This window comes from Variovorax sp. LjRoot130, from assembly GCF_964253755.1.
Lineage (GTDB): Bacteria > Pseudomonadota > Gammaproteobacteria > Burkholderiales > Burkholderiaceae_C > Variovorax.
This window is the reverse complement of the sequence record NZ_CAXURM020000001.1, coordinates 4,703,088-4,725,252: the sequence shown is the minus strand read 5'-3', so window position 1 is coordinate 4,725,252 and position 22,165 is coordinate 4,703,088. Positions and strand designations below refer to the sequence as shown.

The 22,165-nt window shown below is 65.8% G+C and carries 24 protein-coding genes; 15 read left to right on the top strand and 9 right to left on the bottom strand.

Annotated elements, in window-relative coordinates:
- Positions 1–101: 101 nt before the first annotated feature.
- From tal to ACSQ86_RS23595, 3 genes are all read left to right on the top strand, one after another.
- Positions 102–1,055: a transaldolase gene (gene tal, locus ACSQ86_RS23605; RefSeq protein WP_436305284.1), complete on the top strand. Its 954-nt coding sequence runs from the start codon at positions 102–104 to the stop codon at positions 1,053–1,055.
- Positions 1,052–2,602, top strand: a complete 1,551-nt coding sequence (pgi, locus tag ACSQ86_RS23600; RefSeq protein ID WP_436305283.1) for a glucose-6-phosphate isomerase — start codon at positions 1,052–1,054, stop codon at positions 2,600–2,602. Before tal ends, pgi begins: the two co-directional genes overlap by 4 nt.
- A gap of 84 nt (positions 2,603–2,686) precedes the next feature.
- Entirely contained in the window at positions 2,687–3,025 is a 339-nt protein-coding gene (locus ACSQ86_RS23595; RefSeq protein WP_436305282.1) for a DUF805 domain-containing protein, read from the top strand.
- 79 nt (positions 3,026–3,104) lie between these two features.
- Here ACSQ86_RS23595 and groL read toward each other — a convergent pair whose 3' ends face one another.
- The 3 genes from groL to ACSQ86_RS23580 form a co-directional block, all read right to left on the bottom strand.
- Positions 3,105–4,757 (bottom strand): chaperonin GroEL, encoded by a 1,653-nt coding sequence (gene groL, locus ACSQ86_RS23590; RefSeq protein ID WP_093109639.1) that lies wholly within the window; start codon positions 4,755–4,757, stop codon positions 3,105–3,107.
- A 32-nt stretch (positions 4,758–4,789) separates the two neighbouring features.
- Positions 4,790–5,080, bottom strand: coding sequence for a co-chaperone GroES (gene groES / locus ACSQ86_RS23585; protein WP_093109638.1), 291 nt, complete (start codon positions 5,078–5,080; stop codon positions 4,790–4,792).
- 361 nt (positions 5,081–5,441) lie between these two features.
- The gene (locus ACSQ86_RS23580; RefSeq protein WP_093109634.1) at positions 5,442–5,921 is read right to left on the bottom strand and encodes a VOC family protein; all 480 of its coding nucleotides are present in this window, start codon (positions 5,919–5,921) and stop codon (positions 5,442–5,444) included.
- Between the two features lie 456 nt (positions 5,922–6,377).
- Here ACSQ86_RS23580 and ACSQ86_RS23575 point away from each other — a divergent pair, with 456 nt between their 5' ends.
- Positions 6,378–6,644: a hypothetical protein gene (locus ACSQ86_RS23575; RefSeq protein ID WP_139191735.1), complete on the top strand. Its 267-nt coding sequence runs from the start codon at positions 6,378–6,380 to the stop codon at positions 6,642–6,644.
- 16 nt (positions 6,645–6,660) lie between these two features.
- Here the strand turns inward: ACSQ86_RS23575 and ACSQ86_RS23570 are convergent, their stop codons facing one another.
- Both ACSQ86_RS23570 and ACSQ86_RS23565 read right to left on the bottom strand, forming a co-directional pair.
- Positions 6,661–6,882 carry a hypothetical protein gene (locus tag ACSQ86_RS23570; RefSeq protein WP_139191734.1) on the bottom strand — a complete coding sequence of 74 codons (222 nt, stop codon included), beginning with the start codon at positions 6,880–6,882 and terminating at the stop codon, positions 6,661–6,663.
- A 349-nt stretch (positions 6,883–7,231) separates the two neighbouring features.
- Entirely contained in the window at positions 7,232–7,489 is a 258-nt protein-coding gene (locus tag ACSQ86_RS23565; RefSeq protein WP_436293531.1) for a hypothetical protein, read from the bottom strand.
- A 34-nt stretch (positions 7,490–7,523) separates the two neighbouring features.
- On the opposite strand from ACSQ86_RS23565, the gene ACSQ86_RS23560 reads away from it, so the two are divergent.
- Positions 7,524–7,739, top strand: a complete 216-nt coding sequence (locus tag ACSQ86_RS23560; RefSeq protein WP_436305281.1) for a sensor histidine kinase — start codon at positions 7,524–7,526, stop codon at positions 7,737–7,739.
- Positions 7,740–7,757: 18 nt separating this feature from the next.
- On the opposite strand, the gene ACSQ86_RS23555 is transcribed toward ACSQ86_RS23560, so the two are convergent.
- Positions 7,758–8,675 (bottom strand): LysR substrate-binding domain-containing protein, encoded by a 918-nt coding sequence (locus ACSQ86_RS23555; RefSeq protein ID WP_093109631.1) that lies wholly within the window; start codon positions 8,673–8,675, stop codon positions 7,758–7,760.
- 155 nt (positions 8,676–8,830) lie between these two features.
- Here ACSQ86_RS23555 and ACSQ86_RS23550 point away from each other — a divergent pair, with 155 nt between their 5' ends.
- The 7 genes from ACSQ86_RS23550 to ACSQ86_RS23520 all read left to right on the top strand — a co-directional run bounded on the left by ACSQ86_RS23550 (position 8,831) and on the right by ACSQ86_RS23520 (position 16,414).
- The gene (locus ACSQ86_RS23550; RefSeq protein ID WP_436296518.1) at positions 8,831–9,964 is read left to right on the top strand and encodes a C45 family autoproteolytic acyltransferase/hydolase; all 1,134 of its coding nucleotides are present in this window, start codon (positions 8,831–8,833) and stop codon (positions 9,962–9,964) included.
- A gap of 44 nt (positions 9,965–10,008) precedes the next feature.
- Entirely contained in the window at positions 10,009–10,905 is an 897-nt protein-coding gene (locus ACSQ86_RS23545; RefSeq protein WP_093109629.1) for a hydrolase, read from the top strand.
- 22 nt (positions 10,906–10,927) lie between these two features.
- Complete coding sequence (locus ACSQ86_RS23540) at positions 10,928–11,872, top strand: ABC transporter permease (protein WP_436305280.1); 945 nt, start codon at positions 10,928–10,930, stop codon at positions 11,870–11,872.
- The gene (locus ACSQ86_RS23535; protein WP_436305279.1) at positions 11,869–12,699 is read left to right on the top strand and encodes an ABC transporter permease; all 831 of its coding nucleotides are present in this window, start codon (positions 11,869–11,871) and stop codon (positions 12,697–12,699) included. The genes ACSQ86_RS23540 and ACSQ86_RS23535 overlap by 4 nt, the downstream gene beginning before the upstream one ends.
- Positions 12,696–14,345: an ABC transporter ATP-binding protein gene (locus tag ACSQ86_RS23530; RefSeq protein WP_093109626.1), complete on the top strand. Its 1,650-nt coding sequence runs from the start codon at positions 12,696–12,698 to the stop codon at positions 14,343–14,345. Before ACSQ86_RS23535 ends, ACSQ86_RS23530 begins: the two co-directional genes overlap by 4 nt.
- A gap of 40 nt (positions 14,346–14,385) precedes the next feature.
- Positions 14,386–15,957: an ABC transporter substrate-binding protein gene (locus ACSQ86_RS23525; protein WP_436305278.1), complete on the top strand. Its 1,572-nt coding sequence runs from the start codon at positions 14,386–14,388 to the stop codon at positions 15,955–15,957.
- A 67-nt stretch (positions 15,958–16,024) separates the two neighbouring features.
- Positions 16,025–16,414 (top strand): HU family DNA-binding protein, encoded by a 390-nt coding sequence (locus ACSQ86_RS23520; protein WP_170855696.1) that lies wholly within the window; start codon positions 16,025–16,027, stop codon positions 16,412–16,414.
- Positions 16,415–16,495: 81 nt separating this feature from the next.
- Here the strand turns inward: ACSQ86_RS23520 and ACSQ86_RS23515 are convergent, their stop codons facing one another.
- Complete coding sequence (locus ACSQ86_RS23515) at positions 16,496–17,371, bottom strand: LysR family transcriptional regulator (protein ID WP_093109623.1); 876 nt, start codon at positions 17,369–17,371, stop codon at positions 16,496–16,498.
- Positions 17,372–17,472: 101 nt separating this feature from the next.
- On the opposite strand from ACSQ86_RS23515, the gene ACSQ86_RS23510 reads away from it, so the two are divergent.
- The 3 genes from ACSQ86_RS23510 to ACSQ86_RS23500 are packed head-to-tail and all read left to right on the top strand — an operon-like array spanning position 17,473 to position 19,410.
- Positions 17,473–17,916 carry a VOC family protein gene (locus ACSQ86_RS23510; RefSeq protein ID WP_093109622.1) on the top strand — a complete coding sequence of 148 codons (444 nt, stop codon included), beginning with the start codon at positions 17,473–17,475 and terminating at the stop codon, positions 17,914–17,916.
- On the top strand, positions 17,913–18,821 hold the full coding sequence (locus ACSQ86_RS23505; RefSeq protein WP_436305277.1) for an amino acid ABC transporter substrate-binding protein: 909 nt from the start codon (positions 17,913–17,915) through the stop codon (positions 18,819–18,821). Before ACSQ86_RS23510 ends, ACSQ86_RS23505 begins: the two co-directional genes overlap by 4 nt.
- A gap of 13 nt (positions 18,822–18,834) precedes the next feature.
- Positions 18,835–19,410: a flavin reductase family protein gene (locus tag ACSQ86_RS23500; protein WP_436305276.1), complete on the top strand. Its 576-nt coding sequence runs from the start codon at positions 18,835–18,837 to the stop codon at positions 19,408–19,410.
- Positions 19,411–20,477: 1,067 nt separating this feature from the next.
- Here ACSQ86_RS23500 and ACSQ86_RS23495 read toward each other — a convergent pair.
- Both ACSQ86_RS23495 and ACSQ86_RS23490 read right to left on the bottom strand, forming a co-directional pair.
- Positions 20,478–21,164 carry an RraA family protein gene (locus ACSQ86_RS23495; RefSeq protein WP_436305275.1) on the bottom strand — a complete coding sequence of 229 codons (687 nt, stop codon included), beginning with the start codon at positions 21,162–21,164 and terminating at the stop codon, positions 20,478–20,480.
- Between the two features lie 10 nt (positions 21,165–21,174).
- Entirely contained in the window at positions 21,175–22,161 is a 987-nt protein-coding gene (locus tag ACSQ86_RS23490; RefSeq protein WP_436305274.1) for a Bug family tripartite tricarboxylate transporter substrate binding protein, read from the bottom strand.
- Between the last annotated feature and the right edge of the window lie 4 nt (positions 22,162–22,165).

Genomic DNA, 22,165 nt, shown 5'->3' with positions numbered 1-22,165 from the left:
ATTCCTCCGGAGGCGATCAGCGAAGGCTAGTCGCGGCCCTCGCCAGGCCCCGTCAGCCGAGGACCACACGGACTGTAGTTTTGCGGCGGGATAATGGCCGCATGAACCAACTCGATGCCCTCCGTCAATGGACCACCGTGGTGGCCGACACCGGCGATTTCCGCCAGCTGGCGCAGTTCAAGCCCCAGGACGCCACCACCAACCCCTCGCTGATCCTCAAGGCCGTGCAGAAGGCCGAGTACCGGCCGCTGCTCGACGAAGCGGTGAAGAAGCACGGCAGCCTGCCCGTCGACGAGGTGATCGACCGGATGCTGGTGCGCTTCGGCACCGAGATCCTCTCCCTCATCCCGGGCCGCGTCTCGACCGAGGTCGATGCGCGCCTGAGCTTCGACACGGCCGCCACCATCGAGCGCGCTGAGCGCATCGTGGCGCTCTACCGGGCCGAGGACGTCGAGGTCGAGAAGCGCGTTCTGATCAAGATCGCCGCCACCTGGGAAGGCATCGAAGCCGCGCGCCGGCTCGAAGCGAAGGGCATCCACACCAACCTGACCTTGCTGTTCTCGTTCGCCCAGGCGGTGGCCTGCGGCGCGGCGGGCGTCAAGCTGATCTCGCCCTTCGTCGGGCGCATCTACGACTGGCACAAGAAAGCGGCCGGCGGCAGCTGGGACGAAGCGGCGCGTTCGGGCGCCAACGATCCGGGCGTGCAATCGGTGCGCCAGATCTTCGACTACTACAAGAAGCACGGCATCGCGACCGAGGTGATGGGCGCGAGCTTCCGCAACGTGGGGCAGATCGCCGCACTCGCAGGCTGCGACCTCCTGACCATCAGCCCCGAGTTGCTGGCCGAGCTCGCGGCCAGCGAAGCGCCGCTCGCGCATGCGCTCGACGCCGAGGCCGCGAAGGCGCTCGACATTCCCCAGCTCAGGCTCGACGAGCCGGCGTTCCGCTTCGCCCTCAACGAGGACGCCATGGCCACCGAGAAGCTGGCCGAAGGCATTCGCGCCTTCGCGGCCGATGCGGTGAAGCTGGAGAAACTGATGGAGGAGGTCGCATGACGATGAAGACACGTTGCGATCGCACGGCGGCCTGGGGCCGGCTGCAGGCGCATTACGACGCTGGCGGCCGCGACTTCGACCTGCGGCAGGCTTTTGCCGCCGATCCGCAGCGTTTCGGCGCGTTCAGCCAATCGGCGCCCCATCTCTTCGCCGACCTGTCGAAGAACCTGATCGACGCGAAGACCGAGGAACTGCTGCTGGCACTTGCGCAGGAGGCTGGACTGGAAGCGCACCGCGACGCGATGTTCGCCGGCGCGCACATCAATGCGACCGAAGACCGCGCCGTACTCCACACCCTGCTGAGAAGTCCCGCCTCCGCACCGGCGCCCGAGCAGCTCGCCGGCGCGCTGGCCGATGTCCATGCCACGCTGGCCGCGATGCTGGCCTACGCCGAAGCGGTCCGCGCCGACCACACGATCACCGACGTGGTCAACATCGGCATCGGCGGCTCCGATCTCGGCCCGCAGATGGCGGTGCGCGCCCTCGACCAGTTCGTGGCGCCGGGCAAGCGCTTCCATTTCGTCTCCAACGTGGACGGCCACGAACTCGCGCGCGTGCTGCGCGACCTGGCGCCCGAGCACACGCTGTTCCTCGTCGCCTCGAAGACCTTCACCACGGCCGAGACCATGGCCAACGCGCAGTCGGCCAAGCGCTGGTTCGAGCAGTCGGGCAGCGTCGACATCGCGCGTCATTTCGCGGCGCTCACCACCAACGTCGAGGCCGCGCGCGCCTTCGGCATCGAGACGACTTTCGGCTTCTGGGACTGGGTCGGCGGGCGCTATTCGCTGTGGTCGGCCATCGGGCTGCCGATCGCGCTGGCGATCGGCGCCGACGGCTTCCGCCGCCTGCTGGCCGGGGCCCACGCGATGGACGAGCATTTCCGCACCGCCCCGCTGGCGCAGAACCTGCCGGTGCGTCTCGGCCTGCTCGATGTCTGGTACCGCAACTTCCACCGCTTCGCAAGCCGCAGCATCGCCCCCTACCACAGCGCGCTGCAGCGGCTGCCGGCCTACCTGCAGCAGCTCGAGATGGAAAGCAACGGCAAGCGTGTCGATGCCGGCGGCCAGGCGTTGCCCTTCGGCACCTCGCCCGTGCTGTGGGGCGAGCCCGGCACCAACGGGCAGCACGCCTATTTCCAGATGCTGCACCAGGGCACGGACGTGATCCCGCTGGAATTCATCGCCGTGCGCGATGCGGCGCACGAGCTCGAGGGCCATCATCCCAAGCTGCTGGCCAATGCACTGGCGCAGGCGCAGGCGCTCATGGTGGGGCAGCGCGACGAGGGCGGGCATCGCAATTTCCCGGGCAATCGGCCGAGCAGCTTCTTCGTCTTCGACCAGCTCGCGCCCGAGGCACTCGGCGCCTTCCTCGCACTCTACGAGCACCGGGTGTTCACCAGCGGCGCGCTTTGGGGCATCAACAGCTTCGACCAATGGGGCGTCGAGCTCGGCAAGGTGCTGGCGCGGGACATCGAACCCCGCCTGGCCTCGGGCGACACGCAGGGTCTGGACGCTTCCACGGCCGGCTTGCTCGCCCGCCTGCGCTAGCGAAGAAGGTCACCAAAGCCGGCGAACCGCCCTTTATGATGGCCGCGGGAGTTTTCCCGGGGAACTATCGAGAGGAGTTGTTCGATGAATTTTCAACAAGCCATTCAGACCTGCTTCAGCAAGTACGTCGACTTTTCGGGTCGCGGATCACGCTCCGAGTACTGGTGGTTCGTGCTCGCCTACGTCATCGTGGCCGTCGTGGCAGGCTTCATTCACGAGATCGTCTATTTCGTCGTCATCCTGGCCTTCCTGCTGCCGCTGCTGTCGGCCGGCGCGCGCCGCCTGCACGACATTGGCAAGAGTGGCTGGTGGCTGCTGATCGGCCTGATTCCGCTGGTGGGCCTGGTGCTGCTGTACTTCATGGTCCAGCCCAGCCAGCCCGAGGGCAACGAGTACGGCGCGCCGCCGCTCGCCGCTGCCTGAGTCCAGCCTCGCAAGCGTAAAAAAAACCCCGCGGCTTGCGCTGCGGGGTTTTTCTATTTGGCCGGAGGCCGGGCAGACATTACATGCCCATGCCGCCCATTCCACCCATGCCGCCCATGTCGGGCATGCCGCCGCCGGCGCCGGACTCGTCCTTCGGTGCGTCGGCGACCATCGCTTCGGTCGTCAGCAGCAGGGAAGCGACCGAGGCTGCGTTCTGCAGCGCGGTGCGGGTCACCTTGGTCGGGTCCAGGATGCCCAGCTCGAGCATGTCGCCGTAGGTGTCGTTCTGGGCATTGAAGCCGTAGTTGCCCTTGCCGGCCAACACGGCGTTCACCACCACGCTGGCTTCGCCGCCGGCGTTGTTGACGATCTCGCGCAGCGGCGCTTCGATGGCGCGCAGCACCAGCTTGATGCCGGCGTCCTGGTCGGCGTTGTCGCCCTTGAGCTTGTCGCCCACGGCTTGCTTGGCGCGCAGCAGCGCCACGCCGCCGCCGGCCACCACGCCTTCTTCCACAGCAGCGCGGGTGGCGTGCAGGGCGTCTTCGACGCGAGCCTTCTTTTCCTTCATTTCGACTTCGGTGGCAGCGCCGACCTTGATCACGGCCACGCCGCCGGCCAGCTTGGCCACGCGCTCTTGCAGCTTCTCGCGGTCGTAGTCGCTGGTGGCTTCCTCGATCTGCACGCGCACTTGCTTCACGCGGGCTTCGATGTCGGCGGGAGCGCCGGCGCCGTCGATGATGATGGTGTTTTCCTTGCCCACTTCGATGCGCTTGGCTTGGCCCAGGTCGGCCAGCGTCACCTTCTCGAGCGTCAGGCCCACTTCTTCAGCGATGACCTTGCCGCCCGTCAGGATGGCGATGTCTTCCAGCATGGCCTTGCGGCGGTCGCCGAAGCCCGGTGCCTTGACGGCCACGACCTTCAGGATGCCGCGGATGGTGTTGACCACCAGCGTCGCCAGGGCTTCGCCCTCGACTTCTTCGGCAATGATCAAGAGCGGACGGCCGGCCTTGGCGACTTGCTCCAGCGTGGGCAGCAGGTCGCGGATGTTGCTGATCTTCTTGTCGAACAGCAGCACGAAGGGGTTTTCCAGCAACGCCGATTGCTTCTCGGGGTTGTTGATGAAGTAGGGCGACAGGTAGCCGCGGTCGAACTGCATGCCTTCAACGACGTCGAGTTCGCTGTCGAGCGACTTGCCGTCTTCGACGGTGATAACGCCTTCCTTGCCGACCTTGTCCATCGCGTCGGCGATGAGCTTGCCGATGGTGTCGTCGCTGTTGGCCGAGATCGAGCCGACTTGCGCGATTTCCTTCGAGGTGGTGGTGGCCTTGGAAGCCTTCTTCAGCTCTTCGACCAGGGCAGTGACCGCCTTGTCGATGCCGCGCTTCAGGTCCATCGGGTTGATGCCGGCGGCCACGTACTTGAAGCCTTCGCGAACGATGGCCTGGGCCAGCACGGTCGCGGTGGTGGTGCCGTCGCCGGCGTTGTCCGAAGTCTTGGAAGCCACTTCCTTCACGAGCTGGGCGCCCATGTTCTGGAGCTTGTCCTTGAGTTCGATTTCCTTGGCCACGGACACGCCGTCCTTGGTCACGGTCGGGGCGCCGAAGGAGCGCTCGAGCACCACGTTGCGGCCCTTGGGGCCCAGGGTCACTTTGACTGCGTTGGCCAGGATGTTGACACCCTCGACCATGCGTGCGCGGGCTTCACCGCCGAAGACTACGTCTTTTGCTGCCATGAGATTTCTCCGAATTCAGATAGAGGGGTTGATTACTTCTCGACGACCGCGAACAGGTCGTCTTCCTTCATGACCAGCAGCTCGTCGCCATCGACCTTGACGGTCTGGCCGCTGTACTTGCCGAACAGGACGCGGTCGCCGACCTTGACGCTCATCGCGCCGAGTTCGCCCTTGTCGTTCTTCTTGCCAGGGCCGACGGCCAGCACTTCGCCCTGGTCGGGCTTCTCGGCGGCGTTGTCGGGGATCACGATGCCCGAGGCGGTCTTGGTTTCGCTTTCAATGCGCTTGACGATCACGCGATCGTGCAAAGGACGAAGTTTCATTGCATCTCCTGGATAAGAAACGGGGTTTGGTTCGGGCGCTGGCATGGTTGCCGGCTGCCCAGCCACTGGAAGCGGGGGGTTGTTAGCACTCCTCTTCAGCGAGTGCTAATCATAAGGGCATTTGGCGGGGTTTCAAGGCCCGGCGGTCCAAGGAGAGTCGAGAACGAAGCCATGCTCAGGTGACGCTCGCGCGAACTGCACACACGCTGGCGGCACACCTTTCGAGGGCCAACCTAGGCCAACACTGAGAGGGAAGGAGGGCGCACCGCCCCTTGATGCGGCGGAGTTCTAGCCGTAAAAAATCGTGGCGTTCCGCGTGCGTGCTGTCGCGGCGACGGGGGCTGGGCCGGCATCGGGAGCGTCAGCCGCGCCGAGCCGCTTCGATCGCAGCGATGTCGATCTTTCTCATCCCCATCATGGCTTCGAACGTGCGCTTGGCCGCCGCTCGATCAGGATCGGCGATCGCGGCCGTCAGGGCGCGTGGCGTGATCTGCCACGACAGTCCCCACTTGTCCTTGCACCAGCCGCATGCGCTTTCCTGGCCGCCGTTTCCGACAATCGCGTTCCACAAGCGGTCCGTTTCGGCCTGGTTGTCGGTCGCAACCTGGAACGAGAAAGCCTCGTTGTGCTTGAACGCCGGGCCCCCGTTCAGTCCGAGACAAGGGATGCCCATCACCGTGAACTCGACCGTCAAGACATCGCCCTGCTTGCCCGCGGGATAGTCGCCAGGCGCGCGATGGACAGCTCCCACCGCGCTGTCCGGGAACGTCTCGGCGTAGAACTTCGCGGCGTCCAACGCGGTGCCGTCGTACCAGAGACAAATCGTGTTCTTGCTGACCATCTTGGTTCTCCTAGATTGGGACAGGTACGTGCATTCAAGCCGCCGAAGAAGTGATTCGTCGGCAAGCACGTAGCCGCCAAATTCTGCCCCTATGGCTCCGGGCCGGAGCGAAAAATTCAATGTTCGGAGGCGTGAAGACCACAGGATCGAATGTCTAGCGGCGCATGAGCTGAACGATCAACGGCGCAGTTCCCCGGTGCGCCCTTTCGGATCAATGACTTAAGCCGTCTTGGTGCTCAATCTCCAGTGGCGTTCCACAGTCGGCGGTTTTCAACTTTAGCCTGAATTTTTTGCAGCTTAGTTTGAACTCGCCGCGCCCCCAGTGGGGGAGGAGGCGCCCGGCCGGGGGGCCGTCTTCTGCTGCGGGATCAGCCGTCAAACCCATGACATTGCCCCCGTTGCGTCCGAGCAGGAGTGGCGCATACTGGGCTGCAGAAGTCTCACCATTGACCACCGATGAACATTTCCCCGGCGCGCGACCACGCCGATCCGCCTGCTGCTCCGCCAGACTGGACGATCGAGTTTGGATCTGAGCCCGTAGGCGAAGGCAATTATTTTTTTGCCGATGTAAAGCGGGCCGGGAAAGTGATGTTCCGAATCGGAGTTGGCGGCGTATCCGAAGAGGCAAAAGCAAGGAAGCTGCTTGCGGCCAAGGCGCGCGCCTGGATCGACGAGTTCCTGATCCGAGAACAGCAATCTGGCGCTTCGTCCCAAGGCAACTGAGCTGGTCAGCCGCTGCTCAGTCCTCGTCGTCGAGTAGGTCCAGTTTTGGATCGTCCATGCGGGATTGAAGTGCCACGCACCCGGCTTCCCAGGCGCTCTTGTATGTTGGGAAGCTGAGATCTGAGCGTGCCAAGGGCTCAAAGCCAGGCACGTCATCGAAGGATTCGAACAGCACCCATTCGAACGCTCCAGACCGGAGTGCTTCAACCATCGATACAAGAAAGCGGAAGCGGCTCATGCAAGCAATGCTGGGCGTGTGCATTGCCCTTGCCGTAAGCCGGCGCCTTCGTTTGATGGAAGGAAAGCTCGCCGCGCTTCCTAAGTCGTTCGATCCTGAGTGTGCAGTGCCACCAAGTCCCTGACCCCGATCGAAGATGCCCTCAGCGCCCTTAGCGGACCTAGGCGAAGTGATCTGCCTCCCGAAGGCAAGGCCGGGCCGCTCAAGGCTCCATGGTCGTGCACGGCTCGCGGGGACTGCGTATTTCAGGGCATCGTGGACGGCGTTTCAGGCTGATCGTGGACGCGATTTCAGCGTGATCGTGGACGATTTGGGGAGCGCGCAAGTGATCTTTTGACCGGGCCTAGGCTCACCGCTTTTTGTGGTTCAAGCCGATGCAGCGGGGGCGGACGACTTCATGGTCAAACCCATGCGGGTAGGCGAGCTGGCCGCTCGCGTGCGCGCGCTGCTGCGGCGCGCCTACCTGGACACGCAGCCCGAAGAGCAGGTCTGGGGACGCTACCGCTTCGTGCTTGCGACCCGGCAACTGGAGATCGACGGCAGGCCTGTTGCGCTGACGCAGAAGGAGTTCGATCTCGCCTTGTTCGCCGGCGGGCTCGTCGATCACCTGCGCGGTCGAATCGCTTCCGCGTGCATGGGCCGTGCTGGTGAAGGACGAAGGACCCGGCATCGCCGAAGAACTCCGGACGCAGGTGTTCGAGCCCTTCGTTCGAGGCAGCGCCACAGCAAACATCGACGGGGCCGGGCTCGGGTTGGCCTTTGTCAAGACCGTGGCCCAGCGGCACGGCGGCAAGGCGCTGCTCGACAGCGCACTGGGGCGCGGCAGTGCCTTTCGGCTCGTGTTGCCCCGCGCTTGAAAGTTCTTGACGGTGCTTTCACGATGAGACGCTGGCGATGGATCGGCCGCCGGGCTTCGCCCGGCGGAGGTGCGCCAATAGCTCCTCGCGAACCACGCCCGTGATGTGGCTGCGCCGGCCGCTCTCCAGCATGCCCAGGCGACGGGCAATCGGCCGGCCGGGCAGCTGCAGCACGCGCAGTCCGGGGTCGCTTTCCCAATCGAAGTTATTGAGCAGCGGCGCCATGGTGAAGCCCACGTTCTTTCGCACCAGTTCGACGATCGAGAGCAGCGAATTGAGCTCCAGGAACTCCCTGGGAACCAACTGCAGCCGGCGCAGGATCCGGTCGATGCGTGCACCCGTCGGCGTGCGCCGGTCGAAGCGGATGAAGGGATGGTTTGCGAACAAGCCCGCAATGGGGGTGTCGAGCGCGGCGATGCTCGAATTCGCGATCACAGTGAGCGTCTCTTCGTAGCAGGGCGTCCACAGCAAGCCGGGCTTGTCCGGCCATGGGCGCTCAACGACCACCGCGGCATCGAGTTCTCCACTCATCACGTCCTCCGCCAGTCGCGACTGCTCCCGGACTCTGAGCTCGACCTCGAGGTTGGGATGGAGCGATTTGAGCGTTGCCAGCGTGCTCGAGAGCAATCCCATGGCCGAGATCAGCGAGCCGAGCTTGATGGTTCCGGCGATCTGCCGCTGGTCCTGCAGGTCCTGCCGCATCGCCTCGTAGTGCGCGAGCAGTGCCTCGGCCCGTGGCAGCAGCAGATGGCCCGCAGGGCTCAGCGTCATGGTGCGGCCGGTCTTGTCGAAGAGCGTTTTCTTCAGCTCCGCCTCCAGCGCGCGCATCTGCTGGCCGACGGCCGCCTGCGTCAACGCGACCTGATCGGCTGCCGCGGCAAAGGAACCGCCTCGCGCTGCGGCCACGAAGGTGCGAAGAAAGCGGATGGTGCTCATGGCCGAGGCACGGATGAAGACAGCTTCAAGATAAACAATTTCTTTATTGATGCTAAATGATTTTTAAATTTATCTTTTTCTGTTCTTGCAAAACAATCCACCCCCATCGCTACCCGCTCGCGGCGACAAGCGAATGACAAAGTGGCTCAAGCAACATGACAACCCCCCGATACTTTCCCCTTGTCGATGTTTCCGGCACGCCGCATGCGCGTGGCGTGCAGCATGGCCGCGCCGTGCCTGAGCGCGTGGCGCGCAGCATCGCGCTCTACAAGTCGCAGCTCGGCAAACGCGGCGTCGACGAGGCCACGCTGCGGCGCCTCGCGCAATCGATGGCCCAGGTCATCGAGGCCTATGACGCCACCTATCTCGAGGAACTGCGCGGCATCGCCGAAGGCGCGGGTGCGACGCTGGAGGACGTCATCACGATCAACTGCCGCACCGAGATGATGTTCGGCCATGCCGACCTCCAGCAGTCGCTCGAAGCACCGGCCAAGGCCCCGTCGTCGGAAGACGGCGACTGCACCGGCCTGCTCGTGCTGCCCGGCCGCTCAGCCACCGGCCGCCTCATGCATGCCCATAACTGGGACTGGCGCGAAGAATGCGTGGACACCGGCATCGTGTTGCGCATCCGCCGAGAAGAGGGTCCCGACATCCTGAGCTTCACCGAGGCCGGCGCGCTTGCGCGCCATGGCTTCAATGCCAATGGCGTCTCGCTGACCGGCAACTCCCTCTCCAGCGACGAAGACTTCCGCAAGGGCGCCGGCGTGCCGCTGGTGCTGCTGCGCCGTCGCGTGCTCGAAGCCGCCAACCTGGCGCAGGCCATGCGGGCGATCTGGGACTCGCGGCGCTATTGCGCCAACAACATGATCCTGGCGCAGGCCGGTGCCGGCGACGGCGCAGGCATGAGCCTCGAAACCTCGCCGGGCGAGATCTTCTGGGTCATGCCCGAGGACGACCTGCTGGTGCATACCAACCACTGGCTCTGCCCGGCCGCGCGCGTCAAGCTGCGCGACCCGTACATGGGCGAGCGGGTCGACAGCCTCTACCGCCAGCACCGGGTCGAGAACGCGCTGCGCCGCGTCTCGGGCCCGATCGGCTGGGACCATGTGAAGGCGATCCTCGCCGATGAATTCGGCAAGCCCGACGGCGTGCTGCGCTCGCCCAAACCCGCGAGCTTCGCCAGCATCTCCGCCACCGTGGCGACCACCCTGATCGACGCCGGCAACAAGACGATGTGGATCGCGCGCAAGCCCTACGAGGCACGCAACTTCCAGGAATACACGTTGTAGCCCGCCGCCGGCGCATACCCTTTCATACGCACCTACACACCGCCATGCTCGAAACCCCCGAGGCTTCTTTCGTTCAGGCCGAACAGCGCGCACGCGCCATCTACGACCTGGGTCCCAGCACCATCTACGCCTCGCGCAGCGATCCGCGCTTCTCGTACTGCACCTACGTGCCGCACCACATCGGCAGCGCCGGCACGCGGCCCATGCAACTGATCGTCGTGATGCACGGCACCGGCCGCGCCTTCGTCAACTACCGGGAGGCCTTCAGCGGCTTCGCCAAGTGGAACGACTGCATCGTGCTGTGCCCGCTGTTTCCGGTCGGCGTGCGCGGCGACGGCAACCGCGACGGCTTCAAGCAGCTGATCGAGGCCGACATCCGCTACGACCGGATCCTGCTCGACATGGTGGCCGAGGTGGGCGAGAAGTTCGATTGCGACTTCAACCGCTTCGCGCTCTTCGGCTACTCGGGCGGCGGGCAGTTCGCCAACCGCTTCGCGCTGCTGCACCCGGAGCGCCTGTGGGCCGTGTCCATCGGCGCACCCGGTTCGGTGACGCAGATCGATCCGCAGCAGGGCTGGTGGGTCGGCACGCAGGATTTCGACACCCGCTTCGGCAAGCCGCTCGACCTCGAGGCGCTGCGCCGCGTGCCGGTCCACATGGTGGCCGGCAAGGCCGACATCGAGACCTGGGAGATCACCCACAGGCCCGGCGGAAAGCACTTCATGCCGGGCGCCAACGACGCGGGCCCCACGCGACCCGAGCGGCTGCAAACCCTGCGCCGCTCCTTCGAAGCGGCCGGCGTGCAGGTCGTCTTCGACCTGCTGGACAACGTGCCGCACAACGGCCTGGCCTGCGTCGGGCGGGTGCAGGACTTCCTCGCCCGCGTGCTGCGCGAGCTTCGCGCCACGCCGTCCCCGTCGCCATCGTCGATCCCGGGCTGAGAACGCGCAAGGAGACAGGCCCATGTTCCGTTTCGCTGCGGCCCGCATCGCGATGGCGATTCCCACACTGCTCATCGTGGCGGTGTCGGTCTTCATCCTGATACGGCTCATTCCCGGCGACCCCGCGCAATTGCTGCTCGGCGACCTGGCCACGCCCGCCAGCCTTGCGGACCTGCGCGCCCGTCTGGGTCTGGACCGCTCGGTGCCGGCCCAGTTCGGCATCTGGTTCGGCCGCGTGCTACAGGGCGACCTCGGCACCTCGATCAACAGCGGCCAGGACGTGCTGCCGCTGGTGGCCGAGCGCTTCCTCATCAGCGGCCGCATCGTGCTGGCCGCGGTGGCGCTGGCCGCGCTGGTGGCGGTGCCCGCCGGCATGATCGCCGCCTGGAAGCAGAACCGCGCACCCGACCTGCTGCTCGTCGGCTCGGCCACGCTGCTGGTGTCGATCCCGACGTTCTGGCTCGGCCTGCTGCTGTTGCTGCTGTTCGGCCTCAAGCTGGGCTGGCTGCCGGTGGTCGGCTACGTGTCGCTCGCCGAAGACTGGAGGGCCGGCCTGCTTTACCTGGTGCTGCCAGTGCTCACGCTTTTCCTGCATGAGATCGGCGTGCTGATGCGCATGGCGCGCGCCAGCACGCTCGAGGTGCTGCGCCTCGACTACATCACCCACGCGCGCGCCAAGGGCCTGTCGGAGCGTGCGGTGCTGATGCGCCATGCCTTCAAGAACGCATTCGGCCCGACCTGGACGCTGATCGGGCTCGTGCTCGGCAACCTGCTCGGCGGCATCGCGGTGGTCGAGACGGTGTTCACCATTCCCGGCCTCGGCCGGCTGCTGGTGGACGCGATCTTCGCGCGCGACTACCCGGTGATCCAGGGCTGCCTGCTGTTCGTCGCCGCGGTCTACGTGTCGGTGAACCTCGTCATCGACCTTTGCTATCCGATCTTCGACCCACGGGTGGCTGTCGAATGAAATTCCGCAAGCAACGCATTCCCCTCAATGCCCTGGTGGGCATCCTGATCGTCGGCGCCGTCGCACTCGCGGCGGTATTGAGTCAGTTCTGGACGCCGCACGATCCGCTGCGAATCAACTTCGGTTCCCGCCTCAGGCCGCCGGGCGGCAGCTACCTGCTGGGCACCGACGAATTCGGCCGCGACGAATTCTCGCGCCTCATGGCCGGCGCCTCGACGAGCGTCTGGATCAGCCTGCTGACGGTGAGCTTCTCCATCGTCGCGGGCAGCATCGTCGGCGTGCTGACCGGCTTCCTGCGCGGCTGGACCGACCGCATCGTGATGGCCTTCAACAATGCGCTGCTGGCCTTCCCCGGCCTGCTGCTGGCGCTGGGCCTGCTCGCGGTGGTCGGCGCCAACCAGTACGGCATCATCCTCGCGCTGGGCCTGGCCTACACGCCCTCGGTCACCCGCATCGTGCGCGGCACGGTGCTGTCGCTGCGCGAGAAGGAGTTCATCGAATCCTCGCGCGTGCTCGGCAACTCCGAGCTCTACACCATGTTCCGGCACGTGCTGCCCAACTGCACCGCGCCGCTGACGGTGCTGGCCACCTCGATGTTCGGCTGGGTGATCCTGGCCGAGAGCGCTCTCTCGTTCCTGGGCCTCGGCGTGCCGCCGCCGGCGCCCACATGGGGCAACATGCTCTCCTCGGCGCGGCCCTTCATGGCGCAGGCCAGCCATCTTTCGATTCTTCCCGGCCTGTGCATCGCGCTGACGCTGCTCGGCATCAACCTGCTAGGCGATGCGGTGCGCGACTGGCTCGATCCGCGCATGAAAGGCGTGCAATGACGACGACACCTCTGGTCAGCGTGGAGGGCCTCACGCTCGCCGTCGGCGCGGGCGGCCGCGAGATCGTGCGCAAGGTCTCGTTCGACATCGCGCCCGGCGAGATGGTCGGCATCGTCGGCGAATCCGGCAGCGGCAAGACGCAGGCCGCGCGCGCCATCATGGGCCTCACGCCGCCGCCGCTGGTGCGCACCGCAGGCCGCATCCTCTTCGAGGGTGAAGACCTTGCGCAGGCAAGGCCGCAGCGGTTGCGCGAGCTGCGCGGCCTGCGGGTCGGCATGGTGTTCCAGGAGCCCATGACCTCGCTCAACCCGTCGATGACCATCGGCCGCCAGCTCGGCGAGGCGCTGGCGCTGCACCGGCGCGAGCTGCCGCCGGATGCGCGCCGCGCGCTGATCCTCGACATGCTCGCGCGCGTCGGCATTCGCGATCCGCAGGCCGCGCTCGGTGCGTGGCCGCACGAGTTCTCGGGCGGCATGCGACAGCGGATGATGCTGGCCTCGGTGATGCTGCTGCAGCCCGCGCTGCTGATCGCCGACGAGCCCACCACCGCGCTCGACGCCGTGGTGCAGCGCGACGTGCTGGAGCTGATGGTCGGCCTCACGCGCGAGCACCGCACCGCCGTGCTGATGATCAGCCACGACCTGCCGATGGTGGCCCGCTTCACCCAGCGCGTGGTCGTGATGCGGCACGGCGAGGTGAAGGAGATCGGCAACACCGACGACCTGCTTGCGCGCCCGCAACACCCCTACACGCGCGAGCTGCTCGAGGCCATGCCGCGGCGCCTACCCGCGCGGCCGGTGGCGGAGGAAGCGCCGGTGGTCGAGGTGCGCAACCTCGTCGTCGACTATCCCGGTCATCGCCGGCTCTTCGCCAAGGCGGTACCCAAGCGCGCGCTGCACGGCATCGACCTGGCGGTGCGCCCGCGCGAGGTGGTGGCGGTCGTCGGCGGCTCGGGCTCGGGCAAGACCACGCTGGGGCGCGCCATCGCCGGGCTGCTGCGGCCCAGCGGCGGCGAGATCCTGTTCCGCGGCCGGCAGATCGCGCGCTCGGACCCCCGCTGGTTCGACTACCGGCTGCAGTGCCAGATGGTTTTCCAGGACCCGTACGCCTCGCTCGACCCGCGCATGACCATCGGCCAGCTGGTGGGCGAAGGCCTGCGGTTGCTGCGGAACATGTCTGCCGTCGACAAGGGGCGGCGCGTGCAGGAAGTGCTCGACGAGGTGGGCCTCGGATCGGGCTTCGCGCCGCGCCACGCGCACGAGCTCTCGGGTGGCCAGCGGCAGCGCGTGGCGATCGCGCGCGCGGTCGTGCGCCGGCCCGAATTCGTGATCGCCGACGAGCCGGTCTCGGCGCTCGACGTGACGGTGCGCGCGCAGGTGCTCGCACTGTTCGCCGAACTGCAGAAGCGCCACGGCTTCTCGTGCCTCTTCATCAGCCACGACCTCGGCGTGGTGGAGCAGGTGGCCGACCGGGTGATCGTGATGCAGGACGGACGCATCGTCGAGCAGGGCACGCGCGACGCGGTGTTCGACCATCCGCAGCAGGACTACACGCGCAAGCTGCTCTCGGCCATTCCGGCACTCGAGTCCACCGACAGCGGCGGCGTGCGGCTGCGCTGGCGCTTCGGCGCCGCCGTTGCGGCCTGAGAGCCCTTTTCCCATACTGACTTCGCAGGAGTACGCCACCATGCCCCGTCTTCTCATCCGTCTCGCTGCCATCGGCGGCGCATCCATCGCCTGCGCCACCGCCTTCGCCCAGACCTCCGTGACGGTCGCGCAGCCGGCCGACATCCGCTCCACCAACCCCGGCGTCAACCGCGACAACACCACCGACGGCATCGTGCTGCACATGGTCGAGGGGCTGGTGGGCTACCGCCAGGACGGCAGCGTGGGCCCGCTGCTCGCGCAGTCGGTGGAGATGTCGAAGGACGGCCTGACCTACACCTTTCGCCTGCGCAAGGGCGTGAAGTTCCACAACGACGCGCCGCTCACCTCGGCCGACGTGGACTGGAGCTGGAAGCGCTACATGGACCCGAAGACCGACTGGCGCTGCCTCAGCGAGTTCGACGGCCGCGGTGGCCTCAAAGTGGTCGAAACCTCGACACCCGACGCCGCCACCTTCGTCATGAAGATCAACAAGCCCTCGGCGATCTTTCTCGACACGCTGTCGCGCACCGATTGCGGCATGACGGCCATTCTTCATCGCAGCTCGGTCAAGGCCGACGGCAGCTGGGACAAGCCGGTGGGCACCGGCCCCTTCAAGCTCGGCGAATGGAAACGCGGCGAGTACGTCACCGTCACGGCCTTCAAGGGCTACACCTCGCCGCCCGGCAGCAAGGCCGACGGCTACGTTGGCCTGAAGGCGCCGCTGGTGGACACGGTGCGCTTCCTCGTCGTGCCCGATGGGTCCACTGCCACCGCAGGTTTGAAGTCCGGCGCCATCGATGCGGGCCAGATCACCGCGAGCGACGTGCAGGAACTCAAGACCGACAGCAAGCTCGCCGTGCAGACGCCCGGCCAGGCCACCAAGAACGTGCTGCTGATCCAGACCCGCGACCCGCTACTGAAGAACGAGAAACTGCGCCAGGCCATCGCCGCCTCCTTCGACATGGAGCAGATCGTGGCGGCGGCTTCCGAGGGCCTCGGCTCGGTCAACAACTCGGCGATCCACAAGGGGTCGGCCTTTTACGGCGCGGCGCAGAAGAAGGGCTACCGCTACGACCCGGCGCTGGCGGCGAAGCTGCTGCGCGAAGCAGGCTACAAGGGCGAGAAGATCACCATCCAGACCAACAAGCGCGCTCACGTGCCGAGCTACACCGTGGCGGTGCTCGCGCAGGCCATGATGCAGTCTGTCGGCATCAACGCGCAGATCGAGGTGCTGGAGTGGGCCACGCAGCTCGACCGCTACAACAGTGGCAACTACCAGATCAGCTCGTTCACGTACTCGTCGCGCCTCGATCCGGCGCTGAGCTACGAGCAGTTCGCGGGCCCCAAGGACAAGCAGTCGCGCAAGGTCTGGGAAGATCCGCAGGCGCTCAAGCTGATCGACGAGAGCTTTGCCGAAGCCGACCCAAAGAAGCGCCAGGCACTGTTCGATCAGATCCACGCGCAGATGATCCGGCAGGTGCCGCTGATCATGCTGTACAACGGCCTCGACGCCTGGGCGGTGCGCAAGCGCATCAGCGGCTTCTCGGTCTGGGAAGGCAAGCCGCGCCTATGGGGCGCATCGGTTGCCACGAGCGCATCGAAGGCCGGCTGACCAAGGGTTTGCAGACCTCGGCTACACTCCGCGCCGCTTGCAGCCAGTCTGGTTGGCTGCGCCGCCTTTGGCAACAAGGCGAACTACTCCAAGGAAATCTGTGAATCGTATTGAACTGGTCGAGAAAATCGCGACCGCACACACCGTCAGCAAGGCCGAGGCTGCGCGCATTCTTGAGACCGTCACTGGCTCCATCGTCGCGGCTGTCAAGAAGGGTGATCCCGTCCAACTCGTTGGTTTTGGAACGTTCAAGCAAGTCGCTCGTGCAGCCCGCACGGGCTTGAATCCCAGCACTGGCGAAAAAATCAAGATTGCTGCGGCAAAGCTTCCGAAGTTCGTTCCCGGCTCCGCGTTCAAAGCCGCCATCGACCCCAAGGCAGCAAAACGCAAGGCTGACAAGGCTGCAGCGAAGCCGGTCGCCAAGAAAGCTGCACCTACCAAGAAGACCAAGAAGTAAGTGCCCCGCGGCGGCGCCGCGGCTCTCACGGACAACGGCCCCGAGGGGCCGTTTCGTTTGGTGCAACGGGTTAGCGGTGAGCTACAGGCTGCCGCTGTAGGCCGCGCAGACCAACTGCGCCAGCAGGCTCGCGGACCCGGTCAGATTGCGGCTCGAGCGATGCACCAGCCCGATGTCGCGGTGGAATGTGTGGCGGCCGAGATCGATGGCGCGTACCGCGGCAGGCCAGCGCCGGTGCGTAGCGGTCTGCGGCACCAAGGCCACCCCCAGGCCGTTGGCCACCAGCCGCACGATCGCGTCCAACTCATCGAGCTCGCAGATCTCCTGCACGCTCAAGTGCGCGGCGCGCAGAAAGCGGTCGACCTGCCGACCGCCGAAAGAAGCGCGGTCGTAGCGCACGAAGGGCTGGCTGGACAGCAGTTCCGCCCAGTCGCTCCCCTCGACATGTCGCGGCACCAGCAGGCGGAATGGTTCATGCGCCAGCGTGGTCCAGCGCAGGTCGCTTTGCAGGGCGAACGGTGGACGGATGACGATGGCCATGTCGATCTCGCCTGCATCGACCAGGTTCAGCAGCGCCATCGACAGGCCGGGAATCACGCGCGTGCGGCAGTCCGGCGACTGCTTGTGGAGGCTGGTCAGCGCCTCGGCCAACAGCAGGCGCTGCGCCGACGCGATCGCGCCGATGCTGACGGGCACAGTCGCGCGCGGGCCGGCATGGCGCGAACCCAGATTGGCGTAGAGGCGAATCAGCTCCGTGGCCTGCTCCAGGGTCTCCTGGCCCATGGCGTTCAGGCGGGCCGAACGGCCGGTGCGGTCGAAAAGCGCGAAACCAAGTTCGGCCTCCAGCCGCTGCATCTGCGCGCTGACCGCCGCTTGCGTCAGGCCGATCTTTTGGCCGGCAGCGGCGAAGGTGCCTTCCCGGGCCACGGCGACGAAGGTCTTCAGCTCGCGGATCATTCACAAATTCCATTGATGCATCTGTCAAATATATATTGATTTTTCTTTTCCTCATCCGACCCTAGGATCACGCATCCTCATCCACACCAAGCCCCACCACCATGCTGACTCCGACCACCAACCCGGCCATGATGTCCCCCTTTCACCTGGCCTTTCCGGTGCACGACATCGCGCTGGCCCGCAAGTTCTACGGCGAGCTGCTGGGCTGCCCCGAAGGCCGCAGCGCGGACGACTGGGTCGACTTCAACTTCTACGGCCACCAGATCGTCGCCCACCTGGCGCCCGACGAGACGGGTGTGGCGCAGCGCAACGCAGTCGACGGCCATGGCGTGCCGGTACGCCACTTCGGCATCGTGCTGCCGATGTCCGAATGGGAAGCGATGGCGGCTCGCCTGAGGGCGCAGGGCGTCGAGTTCGTGATCGAGCCGTACATCCGCTTCAAGGGCGAGCCCGGCGAGCAGGCCACGATGTTCTTCCTCGATCCCTCCGGCAATGCGCTGGAGCTCAAGGCCTTCGCCAACATCGAAATGCTCTTCGCCAAATGAAGAAAGCGATACTCGCCATCGTTGCCGCCGCGTGCGCCTGCGCAGCCCAGGCCGATACGTTGCAGAAGATCAGGGAGACGGGGGTTGTCAGGATGGGCGTTCGCGAGTCGTCGGGTGCGCTGTCGTACACGACCGGCTACGGAAAGTACGTCGGCTTCCATATCGACCTGTGCCAGCGTGCCCTGGCCGACATTCAGAAGCAGCTGGGTCTGCCCCAGCTCGATATCAAGTACGCGCCGGTGTCGTCTTCGAATCGCATCCCGCTGCTGCAGAACGGCACGATCGATATCGAGTGTGGCTCGACGACGAACAATGCCGCGCGGCAGCAGCAGGTGGCGTTCGCCCTCACGACATTCGTCGAAGAAGTCCGCATGGCAGTCAAGGCCAGCTCGGGCATCCAGTCGATCAACCAGCTGCGTGGCCGCGGAGTGGCAACAACGACCGGAACGACGAGTGTGCAATTGCTGCGCAAGCATGAGAAGGCCGCGGGAGTCGACTTCCAGGAAATCTTCGGCAAGGACCACACCGACAGCATGCTCAACCTCGACTCGGGCCGGGCGGACGCCTTTGTGATGGACAGCCAGGTACTGGCCGGCAATATCGCCAAGGCGCGCAATCCTGCGGACTACAAGATCGTGGGCGAGGTTCTTGGCGTGGAGCCGATCGCCATCATGCTTCGCAAGGACGACCCTGCCTTCAAGCAAAGCATCGACAACACGCTGCGGGGGATGATGAAGTCCGGCGAGATCGCGCAGCTCTACGACAAGTGGTTCATGAAGCCCATTCCCCCTGCCGGCGCGATCGTCAACTTGCCGGCATCGGAGGCGACGAAGGCTGTCTGGGCGATCCCGAACGACAAGCCCACGGAAGAGTTCACGCTGACGAGCGCCGGGGCCCGCAAGTAACTGGATGCCTGTCATGAATCATTTTCAGCCTGTCGCGCTCGAACACGCGAGCCGCCTCGTCAACCATGGCCCGACCGTGCTGGTGACGAGTGCCGACGGCGCCCGCCGCAACGTCATGGCCGCCGCCTGGTCGATGCCGGTAGAGTTCACGCCGCCGCGTATCGCGGTGGTGATCGACAAGCGGACCTACACGCGCGAGCTCGTCGCCGCCAGTGGCGCGTTCGGCATCTGCCTGCCCGGCACGGCGCTGGTCGACCTCACCTACGCGCTCGGCAACACGAGCGGCCGCACGCTCGACAAGTTCGAGCGCCACGGCATCGCGGCGAGCCGCGGGCCCGTGCTGGGCATGCCCCTGCTCGAGGCGGGCTGCGCCGCCTGGCTGGAATGCAGGCTGATCCGCGAGCCGCATACCGAAGATGCCTACGACACCTGCTTCGGCGAGGTGGTCGCCGCGGCGGCCGACGCGCGCATCTTCGCCGGCGGGCATTGGTTGTTTCACGAGGACAACGCCGACTTGCAGACCATCCATCACCTCGGCGGAGGCAACTTCGTGCGTGCCGGCGGCATGCTGCGGGCTGAACCGCTGTAGCGCAGCGGTGCGGCGGGCCGACGAAGACTTGGTCGCGCCGTCGTCTTCACGGCCTTCCTTGCGGATAGCCCCACAAGTATCGGCGGCATCGATATGTCGCATTCGACACAATCAATTTTACTAGTGGGCTCGGCGCTCATAGGCTCCACCGCTTCTTCGAGTCACCCGAGTCATATGACTTCTCGCGCCGTGTCCTTGTTTTGTATTCGTCCCACACTTGCCTGACCCCGCATTCCGCTTCAACCCAGCGCAGTGCGGCCTCGAGGGCAACGCATGTCCACGCTGAGGCTTGGCGTCCATCGGCTGCCCGCCGCCGAAGTCGTCGTGATTCAAACGATCGTGCGGCTGTCTGCGCACGACGGCGCCTTCCCATGGAAGCTGGTCGATGTGCCGCCGTACGACGCGCTGCTGGTCGACGGGACCACGACCGAAGGCGGGTGTCCCGAGGCCGCTGCCATGGCAAGAGCGGTGCTCACGCTCACTCGCATGAGTTCAGGCGATCTGCCGAATACGCTCGAACGGCCGATTCGCGCCGAAAAGCTTCAGCAATGGTTGAAGAACACCGAACGTGAGCTGCTCGCAGCGCAACCGGCGCTCCCGACCACGGATGAGCAGACTGCAATGGAGATGGAAGTCTCCGATTCGGTCCGCTTCATGCTTCGCCGCTGGCCTCCAGCCGCGCTGCGGGGCAACGACTCCGGCAATGTTCGGATGGCGAGCCTGCTTTCGCGGTGCGAATTGAACGCGAGCGAGCTGGCTGATCTGAGTCAGCAGTCGTTTTCTCGATGCGTCGGGTTCTTGCAAGCCTTGCGCAGGGCAGGCGTGCTGGAGGTGCATCCCGAGTCGATCCTGCCGCGCGAGACGGAACTGCCGATCGTCCCGAAGCTGACCGGCGCGGTCCGCTCAGCCCTTGAAGCTGCATGCGTTGCCCGTACCGATGCCCAGGATGGAGCAGGCGATGCAATGGCACAAGTACCGCACCCACGACCCGGGACTGGTCTGGCTGCGCGGGCTGCTGCACGAAGCCGCCTGGTTGATGGATGCGGAACAGACTGCAGGCGCTCGACCTACAGCTTCTCGTTTTCCTTGAGCACACCCGCGTTGCGCAGCGCGGAGTCCAGCCACTTGGCAGCCGTATCTCCTTTCTTGATGGCATCGATGCGCGCGGCTTCGTCCGCAACTTTCCTTCTTGCCGCCTGAAGAAGCGCCTCTACCTTCTCCCGCTCGACCACGACCACGCCGTCGGCATCGCCAACAACAAGATCACCCGGACGGACGGCCACGCCGCCGACGGACACTGGATGTCCGATCCGCCCCGACGCCAGCTTCGTCGGGCCATTGGGATTGGTGCCGACCGAGAAAACGGGAAAGTCCATCTCTTCGATCTCGACGCTGTCGCGCACCGCGCCGTCGATCACCACGCCGGCGATGCCGACCTGCCTGCAGGCGTTCATCATGATGGTGCCCATCAGGGCAGCGCTCTGGTCGCCCTTGCCGTCGATCACCAGCACGTCGCCGGGCTTGGCCAGCGCGATGGCGGCGTGGATCATCAGGTTGTCGCCCGGCCGCACTTCCACCGTGAGCGCGCTGCCGGCCAGCTTCATCCGGTGACGCAAGGCCTGGATGCGGCCGTGCAGGGCACCTCGGCGGCCTGCAACGTCGGCCAGGATGGCGGGCTGGAAGGCCGAAGCCTGCTGGACCAGATCAGGCGGAACGCGCTGGAAGTCGCGAACGATATCGGGGAGATGGCTCATCGTCTTGTTCTCACTCGGCCTTGACGTCGGCGTCCTTCACCACGCGGCCCCATTTGCGCTTGTCGGCAACCAGGAACGCACGAAACTGCTCGGGGGTGCTCCCAACCGGTTCCAGGCCGTCGGCGGCGAGCCGCTTGGCGATCTCGGGCATCGCGAGCACCTTGGCGACTTCGCGCTGGATGCGCTCGACGATGGCGGGCGGCGTGTTCCTGGCCGCGCAAATGCCTGCCCACGTCACGGGTTCGAAGTCCGGAACGCCGGCTTCCATCACGGTCGGAATGTCAGGGAAGGCCGTCAACCGGCGCGCACTGGCCACCGCCAAGGCGCGGAGCTTGCCCGAGCGCGCGTACTGCATCGAGCTGACGGGCTGGTCGAAGATCATCGAGACCTGGCCTGCCAGCAGATCCGTCATCGCCTGGCCGGTGCCTTTGTAGGCCACGTGGACGATGTCGATGCCTGCGCGCGTCTTCAGCATCTCGCCTGCCAAGTGGCCCCCGGTTGCCGTTCCCGAAGAAGCGAAGTTGATTTCGCCGGGCTTCTGCTTGGCGTAGGCGACGAGTTCCTTGACGCTCTTCACGGGCAGGGTCGCGTTGACCATCAGCATGTAGGGCGCGTTGGTGACCTGCGTGACCGGCACGATGTCCTTCTCTGGATCGAAGGGCATGCTCTTGAGCACATGCGGCTGGATCGACAGGGTCCCCGTGGTGCACATCAGCAGCGTGTGTCCGTCCGCGGGTGCGGCGAGCATCGCCGATGCCGCGATGTTGCCGCCGGCGCCGGGCCGGTTGTCGACCACGACTTGCGCGCCGAGCCCTTCCGCCAGCTTCGGCGCGATCAGGCGTGCGACGACGTCGTTGGAGCCGCCGGGCGAGAAGCCGACCAGGATCTTCACCGGCTTCGACGGGAAAGGATCGGTCGCCCACGCCCGGGTGGCGCCCAGCCAGGCGATGCTTGCGGCGAGGGCCGGCAAGAGCTTCAGAAGCGATCGGAGTTTCATGGCG